This window comes from Flavobacterium sp., from assembly GCF_027531905.1.
Classification (GTDB): Bacteria; Bacteroidota; Bacteroidia; order Flavobacteriales; family Flavobacteriaceae; genus Flavobacterium.
In genome coordinates, this window is record NZ_JAPZSU010000018.1 from 45,023 (window position 1) to 65,416 (window position 20,394).

General features: G+C 34.9%; 17 protein-coding genes, 4 tRNA genes and 1 pseudogene. 1 reads left to right on the plus strand and 21 read right to left on the minus strand.

Annotated elements, in window-relative coordinates; genetic code table 11:
- Positions 1-36 precede the first annotated feature (36 nt).
- From rpoC to O9307_RS05940, 18 genes are all read right to left on the minus strand, one after another.
- Positions 37-4,347, minus strand: a complete 4,311-nt coding sequence (gene rpoC, locus O9307_RS05855; RefSeq protein ID WP_298296285.1) for a DNA-directed RNA polymerase subunit beta' — start codon at positions 4,345-4,347, stop codon at positions 37-39.
- A 288-nt stretch (positions 4,348-4,635) separates the two neighbouring features.
- On the minus strand, positions 4,636-8,448 hold the full coding sequence (gene rpoB / locus O9307_RS05860) for a DNA-directed RNA polymerase subunit beta (RefSeq protein ID WP_159682331.1): 3,813 nt from the start codon (positions 8,446-8,448) through the stop codon (positions 4,636-4,638).
- A gap of 278 nt (positions 8,449-8,726) precedes the next feature.
- Positions 8,727-9,098 carry a 50S ribosomal protein L7/L12 gene (rplL, locus tag O9307_RS05865; protein ID WP_064716539.1) on the minus strand — a complete coding sequence of 124 codons (372 nt, stop codon included), beginning with the start codon at positions 9,096-9,098 and terminating at the stop codon, positions 8,727-8,729.
- A 92-nt stretch (positions 9,099-9,190) separates the two neighbouring features.
- Complete coding sequence (gene rplJ, locus O9307_RS05870) at positions 9,191-9,691, minus strand: 50S ribosomal protein L10 (protein ID WP_064716538.1); 501 nt, start codon at positions 9,689-9,691, stop codon at positions 9,191-9,193.
- Positions 9,692-9,713: 22 nt separating this feature from the next.
- Positions 9,714-10,403, minus strand: a complete 690-nt coding sequence (gene rplA, locus O9307_RS05875) for a 50S ribosomal protein L1 (RefSeq protein ID WP_298296292.1) — start codon at positions 10,401-10,403, stop codon at positions 9,714-9,716.
- A gap of 13 nt (positions 10,404-10,416) precedes the next feature.
- The gene (gene rplK / locus O9307_RS05880; RefSeq protein ID WP_064716536.1) at positions 10,417-10,854 is read right to left on the minus strand and encodes a 50S ribosomal protein L11; all 438 of its coding nucleotides are present in this window, start codon (positions 10,852-10,854) and stop codon (positions 10,417-10,419) included.
- Between the two features lie 65 nt (positions 10,855-10,919).
- Complete coding sequence (gene nusG / locus O9307_RS05885; protein ID WP_159682325.1) at positions 10,920-11,471, minus strand: transcription termination/antitermination protein NusG; 552 nt, start codon at positions 11,469-11,471, stop codon at positions 10,920-10,922.
- A 10-nt stretch (positions 11,472-11,481) separates the two neighbouring features.
- Entirely contained in the window at positions 11,482-11,679 is a 198-nt protein-coding gene (secE, locus tag O9307_RS05890) for a preprotein translocase subunit SecE (RefSeq protein WP_024982058.1), read from the minus strand.
- Positions 11,680-11,703: 24 nt separating this feature from the next.
- A tRNA-Trp gene (locus O9307_RS05895) sits at positions 11,704-11,774 on the minus strand.
- Positions 11,775-11,834: 60 nt separating this feature from the next.
- Positions 11,835-13,019, minus strand: coding sequence for an elongation factor Tu (gene tuf, locus O9307_RS05900; RefSeq protein ID WP_064716534.1), 1,185 nt, complete (start codon positions 13,017-13,019; stop codon positions 11,835-11,837).
- 54 nt (positions 13,020-13,073) lie between these two features.
- A tRNA-Thr gene (locus tag O9307_RS05905) sits at positions 13,074-13,145 on the minus strand.
- A 63-nt stretch (positions 13,146-13,208) separates the two neighbouring features.
- Positions 13,209-13,289, minus strand: a tRNA-Tyr gene (locus O9307_RS05910).
- Between the two features lie 52 nt (positions 13,290-13,341).
- Positions 13,342-13,415, minus strand: a tRNA-Thr gene (locus O9307_RS05915).
- 91 nt (positions 13,416-13,506) lie between these two features.
- On the minus strand, positions 13,507-13,809 hold the full coding sequence (raiA, locus tag O9307_RS05920; RefSeq protein ID WP_298296300.1) for a ribosome-associated translation inhibitor RaiA: 303 nt from the start codon (positions 13,807-13,809) through the stop codon (positions 13,507-13,509).
- 36 nt (positions 13,810-13,845) lie between these two features.
- The gene (locus O9307_RS05925; protein WP_298296303.1) at positions 13,846-14,742 is read right to left on the minus strand and encodes a tyrosine-type recombinase/integrase; all 897 of its coding nucleotides are present in this window, start codon (positions 14,740-14,742) and stop codon (positions 13,846-13,848) included.
- A gap of 69 nt (positions 14,743-14,811) precedes the next feature.
- The gene (gene rpsU / locus O9307_RS05930) at positions 14,812-15,009 is read right to left on the minus strand and encodes a 30S ribosomal protein S21 (protein ID WP_064716531.1); all 198 of its coding nucleotides are present in this window, start codon (positions 15,007-15,009) and stop codon (positions 14,812-14,814) included.
- 73 nt (positions 15,010-15,082) lie between these two features.
- Positions 15,083-16,252, minus strand: coding sequence for an acyl-CoA dehydrogenase family protein (locus O9307_RS05935; protein WP_298296308.1), 1,170 nt, complete (start codon positions 16,250-16,252; stop codon positions 15,083-15,085).
- 23 nt (positions 16,253-16,275) lie between these two features.
- Entirely contained in the window at positions 16,276-17,088 is an 813-nt protein-coding gene (locus tag O9307_RS05940) for a helix-hairpin-helix domain-containing protein (RefSeq protein WP_298296311.1), read from the minus strand.
- A gap of 288 nt (positions 17,089-17,376) precedes the next feature.
- Here O9307_RS05940 and O9307_RS05945 point away from each other — a divergent pair, with 288 nt between their 5' ends.
- Positions 17,377-18,846, plus strand: coding sequence for an amino acid permease (locus O9307_RS05945; protein ID WP_298296314.1), 1,470 nt, complete (start codon positions 17,377-17,379; stop codon positions 18,844-18,846).
- A 53-nt stretch (positions 18,847-18,899) separates the two neighbouring features.
- Here the strand turns inward: O9307_RS05945 and O9307_RS05950 are convergent, their stop codons facing one another.
- From O9307_RS05950 to O9307_RS05960, 3 genes and pseudogenes are all read right to left on the minus strand, one after another.
- The gene (locus O9307_RS05950) at positions 18,900-19,127 is read right to left on the minus strand and encodes a hypothetical protein (protein WP_064716527.1); all 228 of its coding nucleotides are present in this window, start codon (positions 19,125-19,127) and stop codon (positions 18,900-18,902) included.
- A 219-nt stretch (positions 19,128-19,346) separates the two neighbouring features.
- A complete protein-coding gene (locus O9307_RS05955; RefSeq protein WP_298296318.1) occupies positions 19,347-20,300 on the minus strand; it encodes a DUF2851 family protein in 954 nt (317 codons plus the stop codon).
- A pseudogene (locus O9307_RS05960) lies at positions 20,269-20,394 on the minus strand (IS1595 family transposase); the annotation flags it as partial. The gene O9307_RS05955 and the pseudogene O9307_RS05960, both read right to left, overlap by 32 nt.

Sequence of the window (20,394 nt, forward strand, 5' to 3'; positions counted from 1 at the left end):
GTCTTTGAATATAGTAATCTTACATCTCTAAATACATTAGTATATGTACTCTTCTTTGTTAGCCATCATATCATTGTAGTCTTCTTTTGAACCTACAATAGTATTATCATACTCTCTCATACCCGTACCTGCAGGAATTCTATGACCTACAATTACGTTTTCTTTCAAGCCTTCTAACAAGTCAACTTTACCTGCCACAGCAGCTTCGTTTAACACTTTAGTTGTTTCTTGGAAAGAAGCAGCAGAGATAAATGATTTCGTTTGTAACGATGCTCTTGTAATACCTTGTAAAATTGGAGTAGCAGTTGCTGTAATAACATCACGAGCTACCACCAAGTTTTTATCTGTACGTTTCAATAAAGAGTTTTCGTCACGCAACTCACGTGGAGTAACGATTTGACCTGGTTTCAATACTGCAGAATCACCTGCATCTTCCACCACTTTCATTCCGTAAAGATTGTCGTTTTGAACGATGAAATCTTTGGTATGAATCAATTGGTCTTCTAAGAACAACGTATCTCCTGGATCTTGAACTCTAACTTTACGCATCATCTGACGGATTACAACCTCAAAGTGCTTGTCATTGATTTTTACACCTTGTAAACGGTAAACCTCTTGAATTTCATTCACTAAGTATTGTTGTACCGCAGCTGGTCCTTGGATTCTCAAGATATCGTCTGGAGTAATTGCACCATCAGACAATGGTACTCCTGCTCTTACGAAGTCATTCTCTTGAACCAAAATCTGGCTTGATAATTTCACCAAGTATTTTCTAACATCACCAAATTTAGACTCGATGATAATTTCGCGGTTACCTCTTTTGATTTTTCCAAAAGAAACTACCCCGTCAATTTCAGAAACTACAGCTGGATTAGATGGATTACGAGCTTCTAACAACTCTGTAATTCTTGGTAAACCTCCCGTGATATCGCCTGATTTTGAAGAACGACGTGGGATTTTTACCAATACTTTACCTGCTTTAATTTTCTCACCATTCTCTACCATCAAGTGAGCCCCAACTGGTAAGTTATAAGAACGGATTAGTTCGCCATCTTTACCGTAAACCAATAAAGTTGGGATTAATTTTTTGTTTCTTGACTCAGAAATTACTTTTTCTTGGAAACCAGTTTGCTCATCGATTTCAACCATGAACGATTGTCCTTGCTCTAAATCTTCGTATTCAATTTTACCAGTAAATTCAGAAACGATTACCCCGTTATATGGATCCCATTTACAGATAACCTCTCCTTTAGCAACTGATTGACCATCGGCTACATAGATACTAGAACCGTAAGGAATATTGTTTGTACTTAATAAAATACCTGTTTTTTCATCGATTAATTTCAATTCAGTAGAACGAGACACTACAATATCAACAGAGTTTCCTTCGCTATCTTCTCCTTTAACTGTTTTTAAATCCTCGATTTCTAATTTACCTGCAAAACGAGCAATAATACTAGAATCTTCAGAGATACCTCCGGCAACCCCTCCAACGTGGAATGTACGCAATGTCAACTGTGTACCCGGCTCACCAATAGACTGTGCAGCAATAACTCCAACAGCTTCTCCTTTTTGCGTCATCTTACCAGTAGCTAAGTTTCTACCGTAACATTTTGCACAAATACCTTTTAATGCTTCACAAGTTAATGGAGAACGAACTTCTACTCTTTCTACTGGAGAAGCTTCGATAGCTTTAACAATAGATTCCGTGATTTGTTGTCCCGCTAAAACTAAAACCTCAGTAGTCAAAGGATTGATAACATCTTGCAATGCAACACGTCCTAAGATTCTTTCTCCTAGAGATTCTACAATTTCTTCGTTTTTCTTCAAAGCAGAAACTTCTACACCTCTCAAAGTACCACAATCGTCAATATTAACAATTACGTCTTGAGAAACGTCATGCAACCTACGCGTTAAGTATCCAGCATCCGCCGTTTTCAACGCCGTATCCGCAAGACCTTTACGAGCACCGTGAGTAGAGATAAAGTACTCAAGGATCGAAAGACCTTCTTTAAAGTTAGAAAGGATCGGGTTTTCAATAATTTCTCCACCACCAGCAGTAGATTTTTTAGGCTTAGCCATCAAACCACGCATACCAGTTAACTGACGAATTTGTTCTTTAGATCCCCTTGCCCCAGAATCAAGCATCATATACACAGAGTTGAATCCTTGTTGGTCTTCTCTAATATTCTTCATTGCTAACTCCGTCAATTGAGCATTAGCAGAAGTCCATACGTCAATAACTTGGTTGTAACGCTCGTTATTGGTAATAAGACCCATGTTATAGTTAGCAGAAATTCCTTCTACTTGCTCTCTTGCATCAGCAATTAATTTTGTTTTTTGTTCTGGAATTCTAATATCACCTAAAGAGAAAGATAAACCTCCTTTGAAAGCGAATTTATAACCCATGTTTTTCATATTGTCCAAGAAAGCCGCTGTAGTAGGTACATCAGTCGAACTTAATACGTGACCGATAATATCTCTTAAGTTTTTCTTAGTTAATACATCATTGATATATCCTGCAGCTTCTGGCACTACTTCATTAAACAATACACGTCCAGCCGTTGTTTGAATAATTTTGTATACCAATTCGCCATTTTCATTAAAATCTTTTGCTCTAATTTTCACACGAGCATTCAATTCTAATCTTCCTTCATTCAAGGCAATATTTACCTCTTCAGCAGAATAAAAAGTCAAACCTTCACCAAGAATAGTTAATTCTGGAGTAGTTAAACGTTCTTTGGTCATATAGTAAAGACCCAAAACCATGTCCTGAGAAGGTACAGTAATTGGAGCACCATTCGCAGGGTTCAAGATATTGTGAGAAGCTAACATCAATAATTGCGCTTCCAAAATTGCTTCAGGACCTAATGGCAAGTGAACCGCCATCTGATCCCCATCAAAATCCGCGTTGAACGCCGTACAAACTAATGGGTGCAATTGAATTGCTTTTCCTTCGATTAATTTTGGCTGAAAAGCTTGAATACCCAAACGGTGCAAAGTAGGAGCACGGTTCAGCAATACTGGATGTCCTTTGATTACATTCTCAAGAATATCCCATACAACAGGCTCTTTTTTGTCAATTATTTTTTTAGCAGATTTAACTGTTTTTACAATACCTCTTTCGATTAATTTACGAATCACAAAAGGTTTAAACAATTCAGCAGCCATATCTTTTGGAAGACCACATTCAAATAATTTTAACTCCGGTCCAACAACAATAACGGAACGAGCAGAATAATCCACACGTTTTCCTAATAAGTTTTGACGGAAACGCCCTTGTTTTCCTTTTAATGAATCAGATAACGATTTTAACGGACGGTTTGATTCTGTTTTAACAGCAGAAGCTTTTCTAGTGTTATCAAACAAAGAGTCAACCGATTCTTGCAACATACGTTTTTCGTTTCTCAAGATTACTTCTGGAGCTTTAATCTCCATTAATCTTTTCAAACGGTTGTTACGTATAATTACACGACGGTATAAATCATTTAAATCCGAAGTCGCAAAACGACCACCATCTAGTGGCACCAATGGACGTAATTCTGGTGGAATAACTGGAACCACTTTCATAATCATCCATTCTGGACGATTCTCACGATTCAAGTTAGACTCACGGAAAGATTCAACAACTTGAAGACGTTTTAAAGCCTCAGTTTTACGTTGCTTAGACGTTTCATTATTAGCACTATGACGCAAACTATAAGATAGTTCATCTAAATCAATACGCGCTAATAAATCCATAATACATTCTGCTCCCATTTTGGCAACAAATTTATTAGGATCAAAATCATCTAAATATTGATTATCCGCTGGAAGACTATCCAAGATATTCAAATACTCTTCTTCGGTTAAGAAATCTAATCTTTGTAAAGATTCTCCTTCAGCATTTTTAGCAATACCTGCTTGAATTACTACATATCTTTCGTAGTAAATAATCATATCTAATTTCTTAGATGGTAAGCCTAAAATGTAACCAATTTTATTTGGCAAAGAACGGAAGTACCAGATATGAGCAATAGGCACTACCAAATTGATATGCCCCACTCTATCTCTTCTTACTTTCTTTTCGGTAACTTCTACACCACAACGGTCGCAGATAATTCCCTTGTAACGAATTCTTTTATATTTACCACAAGCACATTCAAAATCCTTAACAGGACCGAAAATTCTTTCACAAAAAAGTCCATCGCGCTCAGGCTTATGTGTTCTGTAGTTGATAGTTTCTGGCTTTAACACCTCACCTCTTGACTCTTTCAAGATAGATTCAGGAGACGCTAATCCTATCGAAATTTTATTGAATCTTTTTACAGGATTCTTATCTTTATTGTTGTTTCTATTGTTCATCATAGTTTTTACTATTGATTTATTTGCAATTAAAAATTGATTTTAGATTTATGAATTAAAGACAAAATAGTAGGTACTACATCATCAAAATTCATTAAGCTCTATTACCACGAATTACTTCTCTAAACTTCTCTCTGAAGTGCTAATTATGTGATTCTTAAGAATAAACATAAAAAATCGGAACGGGTTACGGGTATAAATCCTGAAAACTAATTTCAAAAAGTGTTCAGTATTCAGAATTTAGTGTCAGTTTGTTACTGATTACTAAAAACTGAATACTGAATACTATATTTATTCTTCTAAACGAATGTCAAGACCAAGACCTTTCAATTCGTGCATCAATACGTTGAATGATTCAGGTAAACCTGGTTCCGGCATAGATTCTCCCTTAACGATTGCTTCGTAAGTTTTGGCTCTACCAATAACATCATCCGATTTTACAGTTAAGATTTCACGTAATGTACTTGATGCTCCATAAGCCTCAAGTGCCCATACCTCCATCTCTCCAAAACGCTGACCTCCAAATTGAGCTTTACCTCCAAGTGGTTGTTGAGTAATCAACGAGTATGGACCAATAGAACGAGCGTGCATTTTGTCATCTACCATGTGACCTAATTTTAACATATAAATCACACCAACTGTAGCTGCTTGATGGAAACGTTCTCCAGTACCACCATCATAAAGGTGGGTATGTCCAAAACGTGGTACACCAGCTTCATCTGTTAAAGCATTGATTTGTTCAAGAGAAGCACCATCAAAAATTGGAGTAGCAAATTTTCTACCCAAATTCATTCCAGCCCATCCTAAAACTGTTTCATAGATCTGACCAATGTTCATACGTGAAGGTACCCCAAGTGGGTTCAACACAATATCAACAGGAGTTCCATCTTCTAAGAAAGGCATATCTTCATGACGAACAATACGAGCAACAATACCTTTGTTACCGTGACGTCCCGCCATTTTATCCCCAACTTTCAATTTACGTTTCTTAGCAATATATACTTTAGCTAATTTCAAAATTCCAGATGGTAATTCATCACCAACAGTAATAGTGAATTTCTCTCTACGTAATGCTCCTTGTAAATCGTTCAATTTAATTTTATAGTTATGAATTAAATCATTAACCATTTTGTTAGTCACATCATCTGCAACCCATTGACCTTTACTTAAGTGAGCGAAATCTTCAACAGCATACAACATCTTTTGAGTGTATTTTTTACCTTTTGGTAATACTTCTTCACCCAAATCATTCATTACTCCTTGAGATGTTTTTCCGTTAACGATTAGGAAAAGCTTTTCAATCAATCTGTCTTTTAATTCAACAAATTTAACTTCAAACTCCATTTCTAAAGCGCCTAAAGCATCTTTATCCTGAGTACGTTTACGTTTATCTTTTACTGCTCTTGCAAATAATTTTTTATCTAAAACTACACCGTGTAATGAAGGAGAAGCTTTTAATGAAGCATCTTTTACATCACCAGCTTTATCACCAAAGATAGCACGTAGTAATTTTTCTTCTGGCGTTGGATCAGATTCTCCTTTTGGAGTAATTTTTCCAATCAAAATATCACCAGGTTTTACCTCTGCACCAATTCTGATCATACCATTTTCATCCAAATCTTTGGTAGCTTCTTCAGAAACGTTAGGAATATCATTAGTCAACTCTTCGTTACCTAATTTAGTATCTCTAACTTCTAATGAATAATCATCAATATGAATAGAAGTAAATATATCATCGCGAACAACTTTTTCAGAAATTACAATCGCATCCTCAAAGTTGTATCCTTTCCATGGCATAAACGCAACTTTAAGGTTACGACCTAAAGCCAATTCACCGTTTTGAGTAGCATATCCTTCAGATAAAACTTGACCTAGAACAACTCTATCACCTTTTCTTACGATAGGTTTCAAGTTGATACTTGTTCCTTGGTTCGTTTTTCTAAATTTAATTAGGTTATACGTTTTTTCATCAGGCTCAAAACTTACCATTCTTTCTTCTTCAGAACGATCGTATTTGATAGTAATAATGTTAGCATCAACATATTCAACAACTCCATCACCTTCAGCATTGATCAATACTCTAGAATCTGAAGCTACTTGACGCTCTAAACCAGTTCCAACAATAGGGGCTTCTGGACGAATTAAAGGTACCGCTTGACGCATCATGTTAGATCCCATCAACGCACGGTTCGCATCATCATGCTCCAAGAAAGGAATCAATGATGCAGAAATAGATGCAATTTGATTTGGGGCAACGTCTGCATAATCTACTTGACTTGGCTCAATTACAGGAAAATCACCTTCTTGTCTTGCAATTACATTATCAGCAGTAATTTTTCCTGTCGCATCCATTTCAATGTTTGCTTGAGAAATCATCATACCTTCTTCTTCTTCAGCACTTAAGTAAACAGGAGTTGATTCTAAATCAACTACACCATTTGAAACTTTACGGTAAGGAGTCTCAATGAATCCCATTCCATTTACTTTGGCATATACACCAAGAGATGAAATCAAACCAATGTTTGGTCCCTCAGGAGTTTCAATAGGACATAAACGACCATAGTGAGTATAGTGAACGTCACGAACCTCAAAACCTGCTCTTTCACGAGAAAGTCCACCTGGTCCAAGTGCAGATAATCTTCTTTTGTGCGTAATCTCAGCTAATGGATTCGTTTGATCCATAAATTGAGATAACTGATTCGTTCCAAAGAAAGAGTTGATAACAGAAGATAATGTTTTTGCATTAATCAAATCTATTGGTGTAAACACCTCGTTATCTCTAACGTTCATACGCTCTCTAATGGTTCTAGCCATACGCGCTAAACCAACACCGAATTGTTGTGACAATTGTTCACCAACTGTTCTAACACGACGGTTTGATAAGTGATCAATATCATCAATCTCAGCTTTTGAGTTGATCAATTCGATCAAATATTTAACGATAGTTATGATATCTTCCTTGGTAAGCACTTGCTTTTCCATTGGAGTATCTAAACCTAATTTTTTATTAATTCTATAACGACCTACTTCACCTAAGTTGTAACGTTGGTCAGAGAAAAATAATTTATCTATGATGCCACGAGCAGTTTCTTCATCAGGCGGTTCTGCATTACGCAATTGTCTGTAGATATGCTCAACAGCTTCTTTTTCAGAGTTTGTTGGATCTTTTTGTAACGTATTATGAATGATAGAATAATCAACTTGATTGTTATCTTCTTTGTGCAACAAAATAGATTTAACATTTGAGTCAATAATTTCTTCTACATTATCTTTATCGATAATAGTATCTCTATCCAAAATAATCTCGTTACGCTCAATAGATACTACTTCACCAGTATCTTCGTCCACGAAATCTTCATGCCATGTATTTAATACACGAGCTGCTAATTTTCTTCCAATATATTTTTTAAGCCCTGTTTTAGAAACTTTAATTTCTTCAGCAAGGTCAAAGATTTCAAGGATATCCTTATCTCTTTCAAAACCAATTGCACGGAATAATGTAGTAACAGGTAATTTTTTCTTTCTATCGATATAAGCATACATTACACTATTAATATCGGTAGAAAATTCTATCCAAGAGCCTTTAAAAGGAATAACTCTTGCAGAATATAATTTAGTTCCATTTGCATGGAATGATTGTCCAAAGAACACACCAGGAGAACGGTGCAATTGAGACACAACAACACGTTCAGCGCCATTGATTACAAAAGTACCACTTGGTGTCATGTAAGGAATTGTACCAAGATAAACGTCTTGAACAATAGTTTCAAAATCTTCGTGTTCTGGATCTGTACAGTAAAGTTTAAGTCTAGCCTTCAAAGGAACACTATACGTCAAACCTCTTTCTATACATTCTTGAATGGTGTAACGTGGTGGATCTACGAAATAATCAAGGAATTCCAATACAAAATTGTTTCTTGTATCTGTAATAGGAAAGTTTTCCATGAAGGTATTATACAATCCTTCGTCGCCTCTTTCGTCTGATTTAGTTTCTAATTGAAAAAAATCTTTAAATGACTTCACCTGAACATCAAGAAAATCTGGATAGTCAGGAATATTTTTTGTAGAGGCAAAATTCAATCTTTCAGTCTGATTTGTTAGCATCAATGGACAAAATTTTGATTAAAAAAAGTAATTTTTGTGTTTGAAACACTGTTTAATTTATAAAACAATCTATACTTTCTTTTTTAGAATCAATACATCTTGAGAAATTAATAAAGATTGCTCTTTAGCTAATTTATTTTCTTCGTAATGATTAAAAATTCTAAGGTATTTTAAACTATTTTATAATAAAACTTAATAAATTTTATTATACGAAAAATGGTTTAGGTCTTTGAGTGATTAAACCCAAGACCTAAACCTAATTTTAAACTATGTTGAAATTATTTTAGCTCAACAACAGCTCCAGCCTCTTCTAAAGATTTTTTAAGACCTTCAGCCTCTTCTTTAGAAACACCTTCTTTTACGGTACTAGGAGCACTATCAACTACATCTTTAGCTTCTTTCAAACCTAAACCTGTAAGTTCTTTTACTAATTTCACAACAGCTAATTTAGAAGCACCAGCTTCTTTTAATACAACTGTAAATTCTGTTTGAGCCTCTTCAGCAGCACCTTCACCACCACCAGCAGCAACTACTACAGCTGCAGCAGCTGGTTCGATACCGTACTCATCTTTCAATATTGTTGCTAATTCGTTAACTTCTTTTACAGTTAAATTAACTAATTGCTCTGCGAATTGTTTCAAATCTGCCATTTTTTCTATCGTTTTAAAATGATTTGTAAAAATATAATTTATTTATTGTGCGCTAATTCAAGCAACAAGGAACTAGTCCTTGCTTGGTTATATTAAGCTTCTGTCTCTTCGCTGTTAGCGAATTGATTTTGTAAAGCAGAAATAACTCTTTGAGCTGGAGATTGTAACAATCCAATGATTTCTCCGATAAGCTCTTCTTTAGATTTAATAGTTGCTAATGCATCTAATTGATCGTCTCCAATGTAAATCTCAGAATTGATATAAGCCCCTTTTAATACAGGTTTTGCCGATTTTTTTCTGAAATCTTTGATAATTTTTCCAGGTGCATTTGCAACATCTGCAATAAATATAGCACTATTACCAGTCAATACCGATGGCAAATCACCATAATCATTATCAGAAGCTTCCATTGCTTTTGCAAGCAAAGTGTTTTTAACTACCTCTAATTTAATACCTGCTTTAAAACAAGCTCTTCTCAAGTTTGAAGTTGTTTCTGCGTCTAACCCAGAAATATCAGATACATATACAATGTTTGTACCAGCTAACTGTGCAGTTAAATCTTCAATCGCGATTGATTTTTCTTCTCTAGTCATACTAAAAATTATTAACTACCAATTATACTGCTTTTGGGTCTAATGCAATAGCAGGACTCATAGTGCTTGTAAGGTGAATACCTTTAATATAGGTACCTTTAGCAGCAGTTGGTTTAAGTTTGATTAATGTTTGAATAATTTCATGTGCATTGTCATAAATTTGCTCAGCTCCGAAAGAAACTTTACCAATTCCTGCATGTACAATACCAGTTTTATCAACTTTGAAATCGATTTTACCAGCTTTTACCTCAGCAACAGCTTTTGCAACATCCATAGTTACAGTACCTGTTTTAGGGTTTGGCATTAAACCTCTAGGTCCTAAAATACGACCTAATGGACCTAATTTACCCATAACAGCTGGCATAGTGATGATAACATCAACATCTGTCCAACCATCTTTTATTTTTTGTAAGTAATCGTCTAGACCTACATAATCAGCTCCAGCTGCAGTAGCTTCAGCTTCTTTATCTGGAGTAACTAAAGCTAACACTTTTACATCCTTACCAGTTCCATGAGGCAATGTTACTACACCTCTCACCATTTGATTCGCTTTTCTTGGATCTACACCCAATTTAACTGCGATATCAACAGACTCATCAAATTTTGCAGAAGCAACCTCTTTAATTAATGCAGCAGCATCTTTCAAAGAGTATAATTTGTTCTTTTCAATTTTTGAAGCAGCCTCTTTTTGCTTTTTTGTCAATTTTGCCATGTCTTTCTCTTAATTAAAAAGGAGAATCTCCTGATACAGTTATACCCATAGATCTAGCTGTTCCAGCAACCATACTCATAGCAGACTCGATAGTGAATGCATTTAAGTCTGGCATTTTGTCTTCAGCAATAGCTCTAATTTGTTCCCAAGTAACACTAGCTACTTTTTTACGATTAGGCTCACCTGAACCAGATTTTAGCTTTGCAGCTTCCATTAACTGAACTGCTGCAGGAGGAGTCTTAACAACAAAATCGAATGATTTGTCTTTATACACAGTAATTTGTACTGGGCATATTTTGCCAGGTTTATCTTGTGTTCTAGCATTAAATTGCTTACAGAACTCCATGATGTTCACCCCAGCAGCTCCTAAAGCAGGTCCAACCGGTGGCGACGGATTCGCAGCACCTCCCTTAACTTGTAGTTTAACTACCTTACTAATTTCTTTAGCCATTTTTTAAAAAATTTAACACGACAATCATTGGAAGCGATTGTGTGATTATTATAGTGTAACAAAAATTATACTTTTTCCACTTGCATAAAACTCAACTCTAATGGTGTTTTTCTTCCGAAAATCTTAACCATAACTTCAAGCTTACGCTTTTCTTCATTGATTTTTTCAACAGTTCCATTAAAACCATTAAAAGGCCCATCAATAACCTTAATTGTTTCTCCCACATTAAATGGAATAGAACGAGTATCTGTATTAACTGTTAACTCATCTACTTTTCCTAACATACGGTTAACTTCAGCCATTCTCAAAGGAACTGGTTCACCACCTTTAGTTTCCCCTAAAAAACCAATAACACTTGTAATAGACTTAATAATATGTGGTATTTCACCAACCAAGTTAGCTTCTATCATTACATACCCTGGAAAATAAACTTTGTCTTTTGCAATTTTTTTTCCTTCTTTAACAGTAACTACTTTTTCTGTAGGAACCAATACTTGAGATACATAATCCTCCATCCCTAATCTAGCGATTTCAGTCTCGATATATGCTTTTACTTTATTTTCTTGCCCGCTTACTGCACGAACGACATACCACTTTTTCAAATTATTTTCAGTCATCCCAAGAAATTTATGCTTTCAACCAGTTAAAAAATCCTTCTAATGCTTTTGCAAACATTTCATCTACTCCCCATGTCGCCAAAGCGAATAGTACTGAAAAAACAGCAACAACAATTGTTAGACGTTGAACCTCAGCCCAAGCTGGCCAAGTAACATTTGATTTTAATTCTTCAAATGCCTCTGAAATGTAATTAACAACTTTTGCCATATTTATACTCTGTGTTTTATATTGCACGGGCGGAGGGATTCGAACCCCCATCAACGGTTTTGGAGACCGCTATTCTACCCTTGAACTACGCCCGTATTAAAAGCCAGCAACATAAAAGCGTTACTGGCTTTTGAAATATTTAATATAGTTTAAAACTATAGGATTTCAGTCACCTGACCTGCACCAACAGTTCTACCACCTTCACGGATAGCAAAACGTAAACCTACGTTTAATGCAATCTCGCTCAATAATTTAACTTCAATAGTTAAGTTATCTCCAGGCATAACCATCTCTACACCAGCTGGTAAAGAAATAATACCAGTTACATCAGTTGTACGCACGTAGAATTGTGGACGGTAGTTATTATGGAATGGAGTGTGACGTCCACCTTCTTCTTTTTTCAAGATATACACCTCTGCTTTGAAGTGATCGTGAGGCTTAACAGAACCTGGTTTACAGATAACCATTCCTCTTTTGATATCTTCTTTTTGAATACCTCTTAACAAGATACCAACATTATCTCCAGCTTCACCTCTATCAAGGATTTTACGGAACATCTCAACTCCAGTGATTGTAGAAGTTAATTTCTCAGCTCCCATACCAATGATTTCAACTGGATCTCCAGTATTAGCAACACCAGTTTCGATACGACCTGTAGCTACAGTTCCACGACCAGTAATTGAGAATACATCTTCAACAGGCATCAAGAAAGGTTTTGCAACATCTCTTTCTGGCTCTTCGATCCAAGCATCAACAGCTTCCATCAATTCAAGAATTTTAGGAACCCAAGCAGCATCATTATTCAATCCACCTAAAGCAGAACCTTGAATAACTGGACCGTTATCTCCATCATACTCGTAGAAAGATAATAAGTCTCTGATTTCCATCTCAACTAACTCTAACAACTCAGCATCATCAACCATATCCACTTTGTTCATGAACACAACGATTCTTGGAATACCAACCTGACGACCTAAAAGGATGTGCTCACGAGTTTGTGGCATTGGTCCATCAGTAGCAGCAACAACAAGAATAGCACCGTCCATTTGAGCAGCACCAGTAACCATGTTCTTAACGTAATCCGCGTGACCTGGACAGTCAACGTGTGCGTAGTGACGGTTAGCAGTTTCATACTCTACGTGAGAAGTATTAATTGTAATACCTCTTTCTTTTTCTTCTGGAGCATTATCAATTTGATCAAATGATTTTGCTTGACAGTAACCTGCATCAGACAATACTTTTGTAATTGCCGCAGTTAATGTAGTTTTTCCGTGATCCACGTGCCCAATTGTACCAATGTTCAAATGGGGCTTGTTACGGGTAAAATTTTCCTTTGCCATTTTACTTAATTTTTAATCTTAGTTATATATTTATTTCAATTTCCTACTTACTTGAGCCAACTACGGGAATTGAACCCGTGACCTCTTCCTTACCAAGGAAGCACTCTACCCCTGAGCTAAGTCGGCAGAATCCTTGATTAAGAAGCGTAGAGCGTATACCCACTTATCTATAATCTTCATTCTAATTTGTGGGGAGAGCAGGATTCGAACCTGCGAAGTTTTCACAGCAGATTTACAGTCTGCCCTCGTTGGCCGCTTGAGTATCTCCCCTTTATTACCATAACCTTAAGAACGTGTTCAAAACAAAGTTTGAACCTAATAGAGCCGGCGGAGGGACTCGAACCCACGACCTGCTGATTACAAATCAGCTGCTCTAGCCGACTGAGCTACGCTGGCAAATATCAATAAAAAAGTCCGCTATTTCTAACGGACTGCAAATGTATAGATTTTATCTCTTAATCAAAACATTTTTTGAAAAAAAATTGAATTAAATATGAGATCTCACTTTTTCTTTTCTTTTAACCAGCAAACGCTCTAGTGATTCGGCAGACAAATCAATAGCTTCCTCAAAAGTTTTACATTGTTTTTTTACCAAAAAGTCATCCCCAGGAACATTAATTTTAACCTCTACAATTTTATTTTCTTTATCACTTGTCTTTTCAACCTTCATAAAAACATCCGAAGAAACTACTTTATCATAATACTTTTCTAACTTATCCATTCTAACTTGGACAAAATCTACTAGCTTTCTGTCAACAGTAAAGTTAACTGCATGAACATTTACCTTCATAATCATTATTTTTTGTGGTTAAACATAGTATAGAAATCACTTCAGACTTCTCGGATGCGCATCTTTATACACTTTTTTTAATTCAGATAAACTACTATTAGTATACACCTGAGTAGACGCCAAACTTGAATGCCCTAACAACTCCTTTATTGAATTCAAATCTGCCCCGTTATTTAACATATGAGTCGCAAAAGTATGCCTTAAAACATGCGGACTCTTCTTTACTTTCTCGGAGACATTACTAAAGTACAAATTAATTGTTCTGTAGACAAAAGATTGACTTAATTTTAACCCTTTTGAAGTAACAAAAAAATATTCAAAATCAACAAGCTCTTCTAAATTTGACCGCTCTTTTAAATACAACTCAATACGTCCCGCCAACATTGACAACATCGGAACAATCCTTTCTTTATTTCTCTTACCAAGGACTTTTATCGTTGCCGCACCAACATCAACATCTCCACATCTTAAATTAATCATTTCAGCCCTACGCATTCCTGTAGCATAAAACATTTCAATCATCAACCTATCCCTTAAAGAATCAAAATCAGCATCATCGTGAAAAAGCACATCAAGACTATTCATCTCTTTTTCAGAAAAAGGAATTTGTATATTTTTAGAAACCTTTAAAGCTCGATGTTTAAGCAAAGGACTGACAGAAATCTGCTTTGTCTTTAATAAAAATTTATAAAACGCTTTCAAAGAAGCTATTTTCCTATTCACCGAAACAGTATTCAATCCCGAGTCCACCAAAAAAACCACCCAACTCCTAATATGGGAATACGCTACTTTTTCCAAGATAACCTCAAAAGAAGCCTCCTGTAAAAAAATCTCAAAAGCATCCACATCATCACAGTACGCTTTTTGCGTATGCAACGAATAATTCTTCTCTAGAACAAGATAATCTCTAAAAGCTATTTTAATAGAAGTCATAAAAAAACCGTTAGGATCAAAGTTATAAAACTTTAATCACTAACGGTAATAAATTTTGAAAACAGAAATTTAGATATTCTCTAAACTATCTTTCATATTTTGAATGTAAGCTGCTTTTTGGAACTTCATTCTATTGATAACTGATGGCTTAATAAAAGCAGTACGCGCTCTTAATTGACGAACAGTTCCAGTTTTATCAAATTTTCTTTTATAGCGCTTTAATGCTCTATCGATATTTTCTCCGTCTTTAATTGGTATAATTAACATAATTTTATCACCCCCTTTCGTTAAGTGCGCAAAAGTAGTAAAGTTTTATTAATTAGCAATTATAATTAGATATTTATTTTACAGCAGGTTGATAATTTTGTTTATCAATAATCATTTTTGACAATATCTCTTTCAATATTTCAGAGGTACCTCCCCCTATTGGCCCTAAACGACTATCTCTAAACAATCTTGCAAGTGGATATTCCTCCATATAACCATACCCTCCTAGCATTTGAAGACAGCTATAAATAGTTTCATCAGCTACTTTTGTTGATTTTAATTTAGCCATTGTCGCTTCTTTGACTACATATTCACCTTTGTCCAAACGCGCAACAGCAGCATAATTGAATACTTTACAATGTGCTACTTCAGTTGCATGCTCAACAAGAGTATGACGTAAGGCTTGAAACTTATTAATTGTTGTTCCAAATGCTTCACGATTTGACATATAATCAATCGTATAATCAATCGCGTATTCTGCTCTTGCGTGAGCATTAATCGCCATAATCAAACGTTCTAAAGCAAAATGTTGCATAATATAAGCAAAACCTTTATTTTCTTCCCCCATCAGGTTTTCTACTGGCACCTCTACATTATCAAATGCAATTTCTGCCGTATCTGATGCCCTCCAACCCAGCTTATCTAATTTGGTTGCCGAAACTCCCTTAGACGAAGTATGCATTAAAAAAATACTAATCCCTTTATTTCCTGACGTTGGTTCTGTTTTAGCTGCAACTATATAATAATCCGCATACACTCCATTGGTAATAAAAGTTTTGGAGCCGTTAATAATATACTTATCACCTTTTTTCATTGCAGTTGTTCTCATTCCCGCCACATCACTACCACCAAAAGGCTCAGAAATACATAAAGCCCCTATTTTTTCACCAGCAATACTTGGAACCAAATAATCTCTCTTTATTCTTTCATCGCCCTCGGCATTTAAATGTGTCATTGCCAAATAAACGTGTGCCCAAATAGCGGCTGCAAAACCAGAAGATTTAATTTTTTGAAGTTCTTCTAACAAAATCACCATATAAAACAGATCCAAATTTAACCCACCATATGCTTCTGGATAAGAAATACCTAAAAACCCCATATCTCCGAATTTTTTCCAAATAAAACGGTCAATAGTTCCTGTTTTTTCCCATTTTTCAATATGTGGTACCACTTCTTTCTGCAAAAAATCCTTTAAACTTGCCCTAAACAAATCATGTTCTTCTGAAAAATATGCTGAATTCATAAAATGCGTTTTTTATTTTATTTTTAGAACTTCAAATATAATGCAATTATTTTTGCTTTATCAACAGGAAAACCCTTAATTTTTGATAAATCCTCAATATTTTTAAAATCGCCATTCATGCTTCTATAAATTAAGATTTGTTTAGCCAATGCATATTTGAAATAAATAAACTGCGACAATTCTTTTAAAGACGCATTATTAATATCGATTAATTCGAGTTCTGGTGCTTTTGATACACAAAACTGACTATTTATATTTTCAATAACCTCTGGAGACAAACCCCAAACCTCATTAAGCTGCTCCATTACCACAAAACCTTTCAAACTATTTCTTTGAGCGATTATTCGATTCGCGATGACCTCACCTATACCATAAACTTTTATCAAATCTTCTTTTGTTGCAAGATTTATATCTATTTTAGTGTCTTTAGTCTTTTCCTTATACCCAAACTTGGAATATGTTTTAAAACCTGTTTTTTGCTTATTCTCTACCCAATCTGGAAATTTAAAAAAAGGAGCTATTTTATTTAAAAGCGCATCAGAAACACCCGTCACCTTCTGAAATTCCGTTGCTGAGTTCACATAACGATTTGTTTTTCTAAAAGTATGTAGTCGATCTATTTCTTCTACTGACATCCCTAATTTATATCCTTTATAATCAGAAATAAAATTTGGATTAAACGGATAAATAGAAATACTCTTAGCTGTATTGGCTTTTAATTCCTCTATTTTCGTTTGAAGTGATAGCCAATCTTTTGCATCTAACGAATTAACATTTCTAGTATTACCGTCTACAAACCAATAAAAAAATTGCAAAATGATTATAATTCCAAACAAAACCAAAAGCCCATTTCGTTGACCTCTGGTAAATTTCAAATAAAACAAAAACCTTTTTAACATCTTCAAGCAATTAATATTTAGCTAAAAATAAAAAAAACTCAATATCTTAACAAGAAAAATACATATAAATCAAAACAACAGGTAAACATAACTAATTCATAATCCTAAGCATTATCAAAAATTGAGTAGAAATACTAAAAAAAACAAGCTTAAAAGAGATAATCTTTTTTATTTTTTATAAAAAACAATACATTTGGAACTTAATAACTAAAACAACAAATAACCATGTCAATTTGGAGAGTTAAACCAATATCAGCTTTTGAAGCCGATATGAAAAAAAGTAATTTGAAAAGGGTTCTTGGAAAATGGAGCCTTACCGCTATTGGCGTTGGAGCCATTATTGGTGGTGGTATTTTCGTTCTTACAGGAACAGGAGCGTATTATCATGCCGGCCCTGCTCTAGCAATTTCATTTATTATTGCAGGTATTGCCTGTGTTTTTGCTGCTCTATGTTACTCAGAGTTTGCTTCTATTTTACCTGTTGAAGGATCTGCATATGCTTATGCTTATGGAACAATTGGCGAAATTTTCGCTTGGATTATAGGCTGGGGACTTATTCTAGAATACGCTATGGGATCGATGACGGTCGCGGTGTCTTGGTCTGGATATTTCAATAAATTGTTGAAAATGTTTCATATTGAACTACCTGAATACCTAACAACAGATCCTGCTAGCTACACTGGAGAAGGCTTCTCAATGAACTTGCCAGCATTTTTAATCGTATTATTTGTAATTTCTATTTTAATAAAAGGAACCAAAAGCGCTGCAAAAGCAAACAATATGATTGTACTTCTTAAAGTATCTGCTGTTTTGTTTGTAATAATTACTGGAGCATTTTTTATCAATACAGACAACTGGCATCCATTTATCCCTGAGGCTACTCAAATTATTGAGAAAGAATCTACACACAACGCTTATGGATTAACAGGAATTGTTTCTGGTGCAGCCGCCATCTTTTTTGCATACGTTGGTTTTGACGCTGTTTCAACACAAGCTGGTGAAGCAATTAATCCTAAAAAAGATGTACCGTTTGCTATTATCGCTTCGTTATTGATTTGTACATTCCTTTACATTCTTGTGTCGTTAGTTTTGACTGGAATGATGAATTATCAAGACTTTAATCCACTAGGGAAATATCCGGATGCAATTAAAGCTCCTGTTGCTTATGCTTTTGATATTGCTGGTCAAGGATGGGCTGGTCTGATTATTACGATTGCTGCAACCGTTGGTTTGATATCTGTATTAATGGTAATGATTATGGGACAATCTAGAATTTTCTTAGGAATGTCTAAAGATGGTTTGATTCCTCAAGTTTTTGCAAAAGTGAACCCTATTTCTGGAACTCCTAAAACTAACTTGATGATTCTTGGAGGAATAATAGCTATCGTTGCTGCTTTTACTCCAATCAATGAACTTGCCGATATGACTAGTTTTGGTACCTTATTCGCCTTTACTATGGTTTGTATTGCTGTTTGGATTTTGAGAATAAGACAACCAAATTTAACAAGAACTTTTAAAGTACCTGCTTTACCAGTTATTGCGATTTGCGGAATTTTAATCAATACTTATTTAATGATTAACTTAAGTTTAAAAGCACAACTTTTCTCATTGGGGTGGTTACTTATCGGTTTTGTTGTATATTTTGGATATAGTAAAACAAGATCAAAATTAAACAACGAAGAGACTGAACAATAGTCAATTTATAGATTAAAAAAACAAGCCGTTTCAGTTTTGAAACGGCTTCTTTTTTATAAATCAAATACAGAGGATCTCTTGGCGCGGACTAAGTCTTTTAAACGAATCCAAAAGGCTAAAGTTAAATACACTGCAAACCATAAACCCGCTGTAACAAATGACAAGTAAATAAAGAACAAACGAACATTTGTAACACGCATTCCTAATTTATCGGCTAATCGTGAGGATACATGAAAGCCGTGTTTTTCAAAGAAAAATTTAAGTTTGATAATTGCTGACATTACTTTGCAATTGAATTAATGAAATAGTGAGACAAAATTACATTTTTATCTTCAGTATTTAAAAGAGGATACAAAATGATTGCAAAAAAAACCAATTGACAACTACTAGCACCGATCGCAGTGGCATCCTCTGTACTCGCGAACGAGTGAGGACAGAGATATAACGGAGAGCGGGAACAATGAATCCAAGAATTCTGATTGTTTATGCTCCAAAAAAGACTATTGCTTAAGTAATTCTGAACCAATAGCACAATCGAGACACCTACTTTTATTACAATATTCTGATTTTAACTGAAGTAATGTTTGAGCTTCAAAAGCATTTTTGGTGGAAATTCCAATTGATTTAAACTTGTCTAAAATTGCATTCTTTTCTGAATCTAGAGATTGCATCAAAGCGATTAATTCCTCTGTTATTTCTTTTCCCTGATTTTTTGCATAGGCAAATTGAATTGGAATTATGGTATTGATTAACAACAAATCAATAAAGGATTTAGTGAGTTTCTTACTCTTTTTAGGGCTGATTTTATCGAATTGATAATGGGTTTGCCAATACTCTGAAGTTGCTACAGCAAAGCGTTCATACAATAAAGGCAACGAAAACTCATTTGTGATTTTGGAAAAAAGATGTTTCTCTTGATGGTACAAACTCGCCAATTGAGACAACCGAATAGTTGGAAAATTATCGGGTCTGTGCTTGAAAAATTGAAGTGACTCTATATTGACCTTCTCAATAGCATACTTTTGAAGTAAGTAATAGAACCGAAATTGTAAGTCCTTAAAATAGGTATCTTCTTTATCGTAATCTAACAAACCTGCCATTCCGAAAAATAGCGCTTCTAGATTTTGCAAATCCGAGGCTTCTTTTCGAATCACCGAAAAAGGTATGGATTGCGCAATTTTAAAAAAAGAAACCCCATTTGTATTGAGACCAAAATTCTTAGCTAACAAGAGGAACAAAACTGCTTCCCAATCATTTTGGGTAACAACTAAATTATCAAAAACATACTGGGATTTTCGTTCTAAACGTTCAAAAAATAAGCGTTCTTGCCAATTGGAAACCACAAATGAATTGACTTCTTGGATTTGATTTTCGCAATAAATCCAAGATTTTTGAGCTATTAAATTCTTTAGAGCTGTAAAGTTATCTACTTGTTTTAATTGATTGTAAACCAATAGGCTTTTGATTAATCATTCTTGTGATTAGATTGTCAAATATGGTTTGCTTGTGTATTGATCTGTTTAATCGATAGCTATACTCGTCTAAATA

Excerpts from the sequence above, each read along its gene's own strand:
- secE (WP_024982058.1), bottom strand. The coding sequence starts at position 11,679 with ATGGCAAAAGTTGTTAATTACATTTCAGAGGCATTTGAAGAATTAAAA.
- tuf (WP_064716534.1), bottom strand. The coding sequence starts at position 13,019 with ATGGCAAAGGAAAATTTTACCCGTAACAAGCCCCATTTGAACATTGGT.
- rpoB (WP_159682331.1), bottom strand. The coding sequence starts at position 8,448 with ATGCTAACAAATCAGACTGAAAGATTGAATTTTGCCTCTACAAAAAAT.
- rpoC (WP_298296285.1), bottom strand. The coding sequence starts at position 4,347 with ATGATGAACAATAGAAACAACAATAAAGATAAGAATCCTGTAAAAAGA.
- nusG (WP_159682325.1), bottom strand. The coding sequence starts at position 11,471 with ATGACTGAAAATAATTTGAAAAAGTGGTATGTCGTTCGTGCAGTAAGC.
- rplK (WP_064716536.1), bottom strand. The coding sequence starts at position 10,854 with ATGGCTAAAGAAATTAGTAAGGTAGTTAAACTACAAGTTAAGGGAGGT.
- O9307_RS05950 (WP_064716527.1), bottom strand. The coding sequence starts at position 19,127 with ATGTCAGCAATTATCAAACTTAAATTTTTCTTTGAAAAACACGGCTTT.
- rplJ (WP_064716538.1), bottom strand. The coding sequence starts at position 9,691 with ATGACTAGAGAAGAAAAATCAATCGCGATTGAAGATTTAACTGCACAG.
- rplL (WP_064716539.1), bottom strand. The coding sequence starts at position 9,098 with ATGGCAGATTTGAAACAATTCGCAGAGCAATTAGTTAATTTAACTGTA.
- O9307_RS05945 (WP_298296314.1), top strand. The coding sequence starts at position 17,377 with ATGTCAATTTGGAGAGTTAAACCAATATCAGCTTTTGAAGCCGATATG.
- rplA (WP_298296292.1), bottom strand. The coding sequence starts at position 10,403 with ATGGCAAAATTGACAAAAAAGCAAAAAGAGGCTGCTTCAAAAATTGAA.
- O9307_RS05925 (WP_298296303.1), bottom strand. The coding sequence starts at position 14,742 with ATGACTTCTATTAAAATAGCTTTTAGAGATTATCTTGTTCTAGAGAAG.
- raiA (WP_298296300.1), bottom strand. The coding sequence starts at position 13,809 with ATGAAGGTAAATGTTCATGCAGTTAACTTTACTGTTGACAGAAAGCTA.
- O9307_RS05935 (WP_298296308.1), bottom strand. The coding sequence starts at position 16,252 with ATGAATTCAGCATATTTTTCAGAAGAACATGATTTGTTTAGGGCAAGT.
- rpsU (WP_064716531.1), bottom strand. The coding sequence starts at position 15,009 with ATGTTAATTATACCAATTAAAGACGGAGAAAATATCGATAGAGCATTA.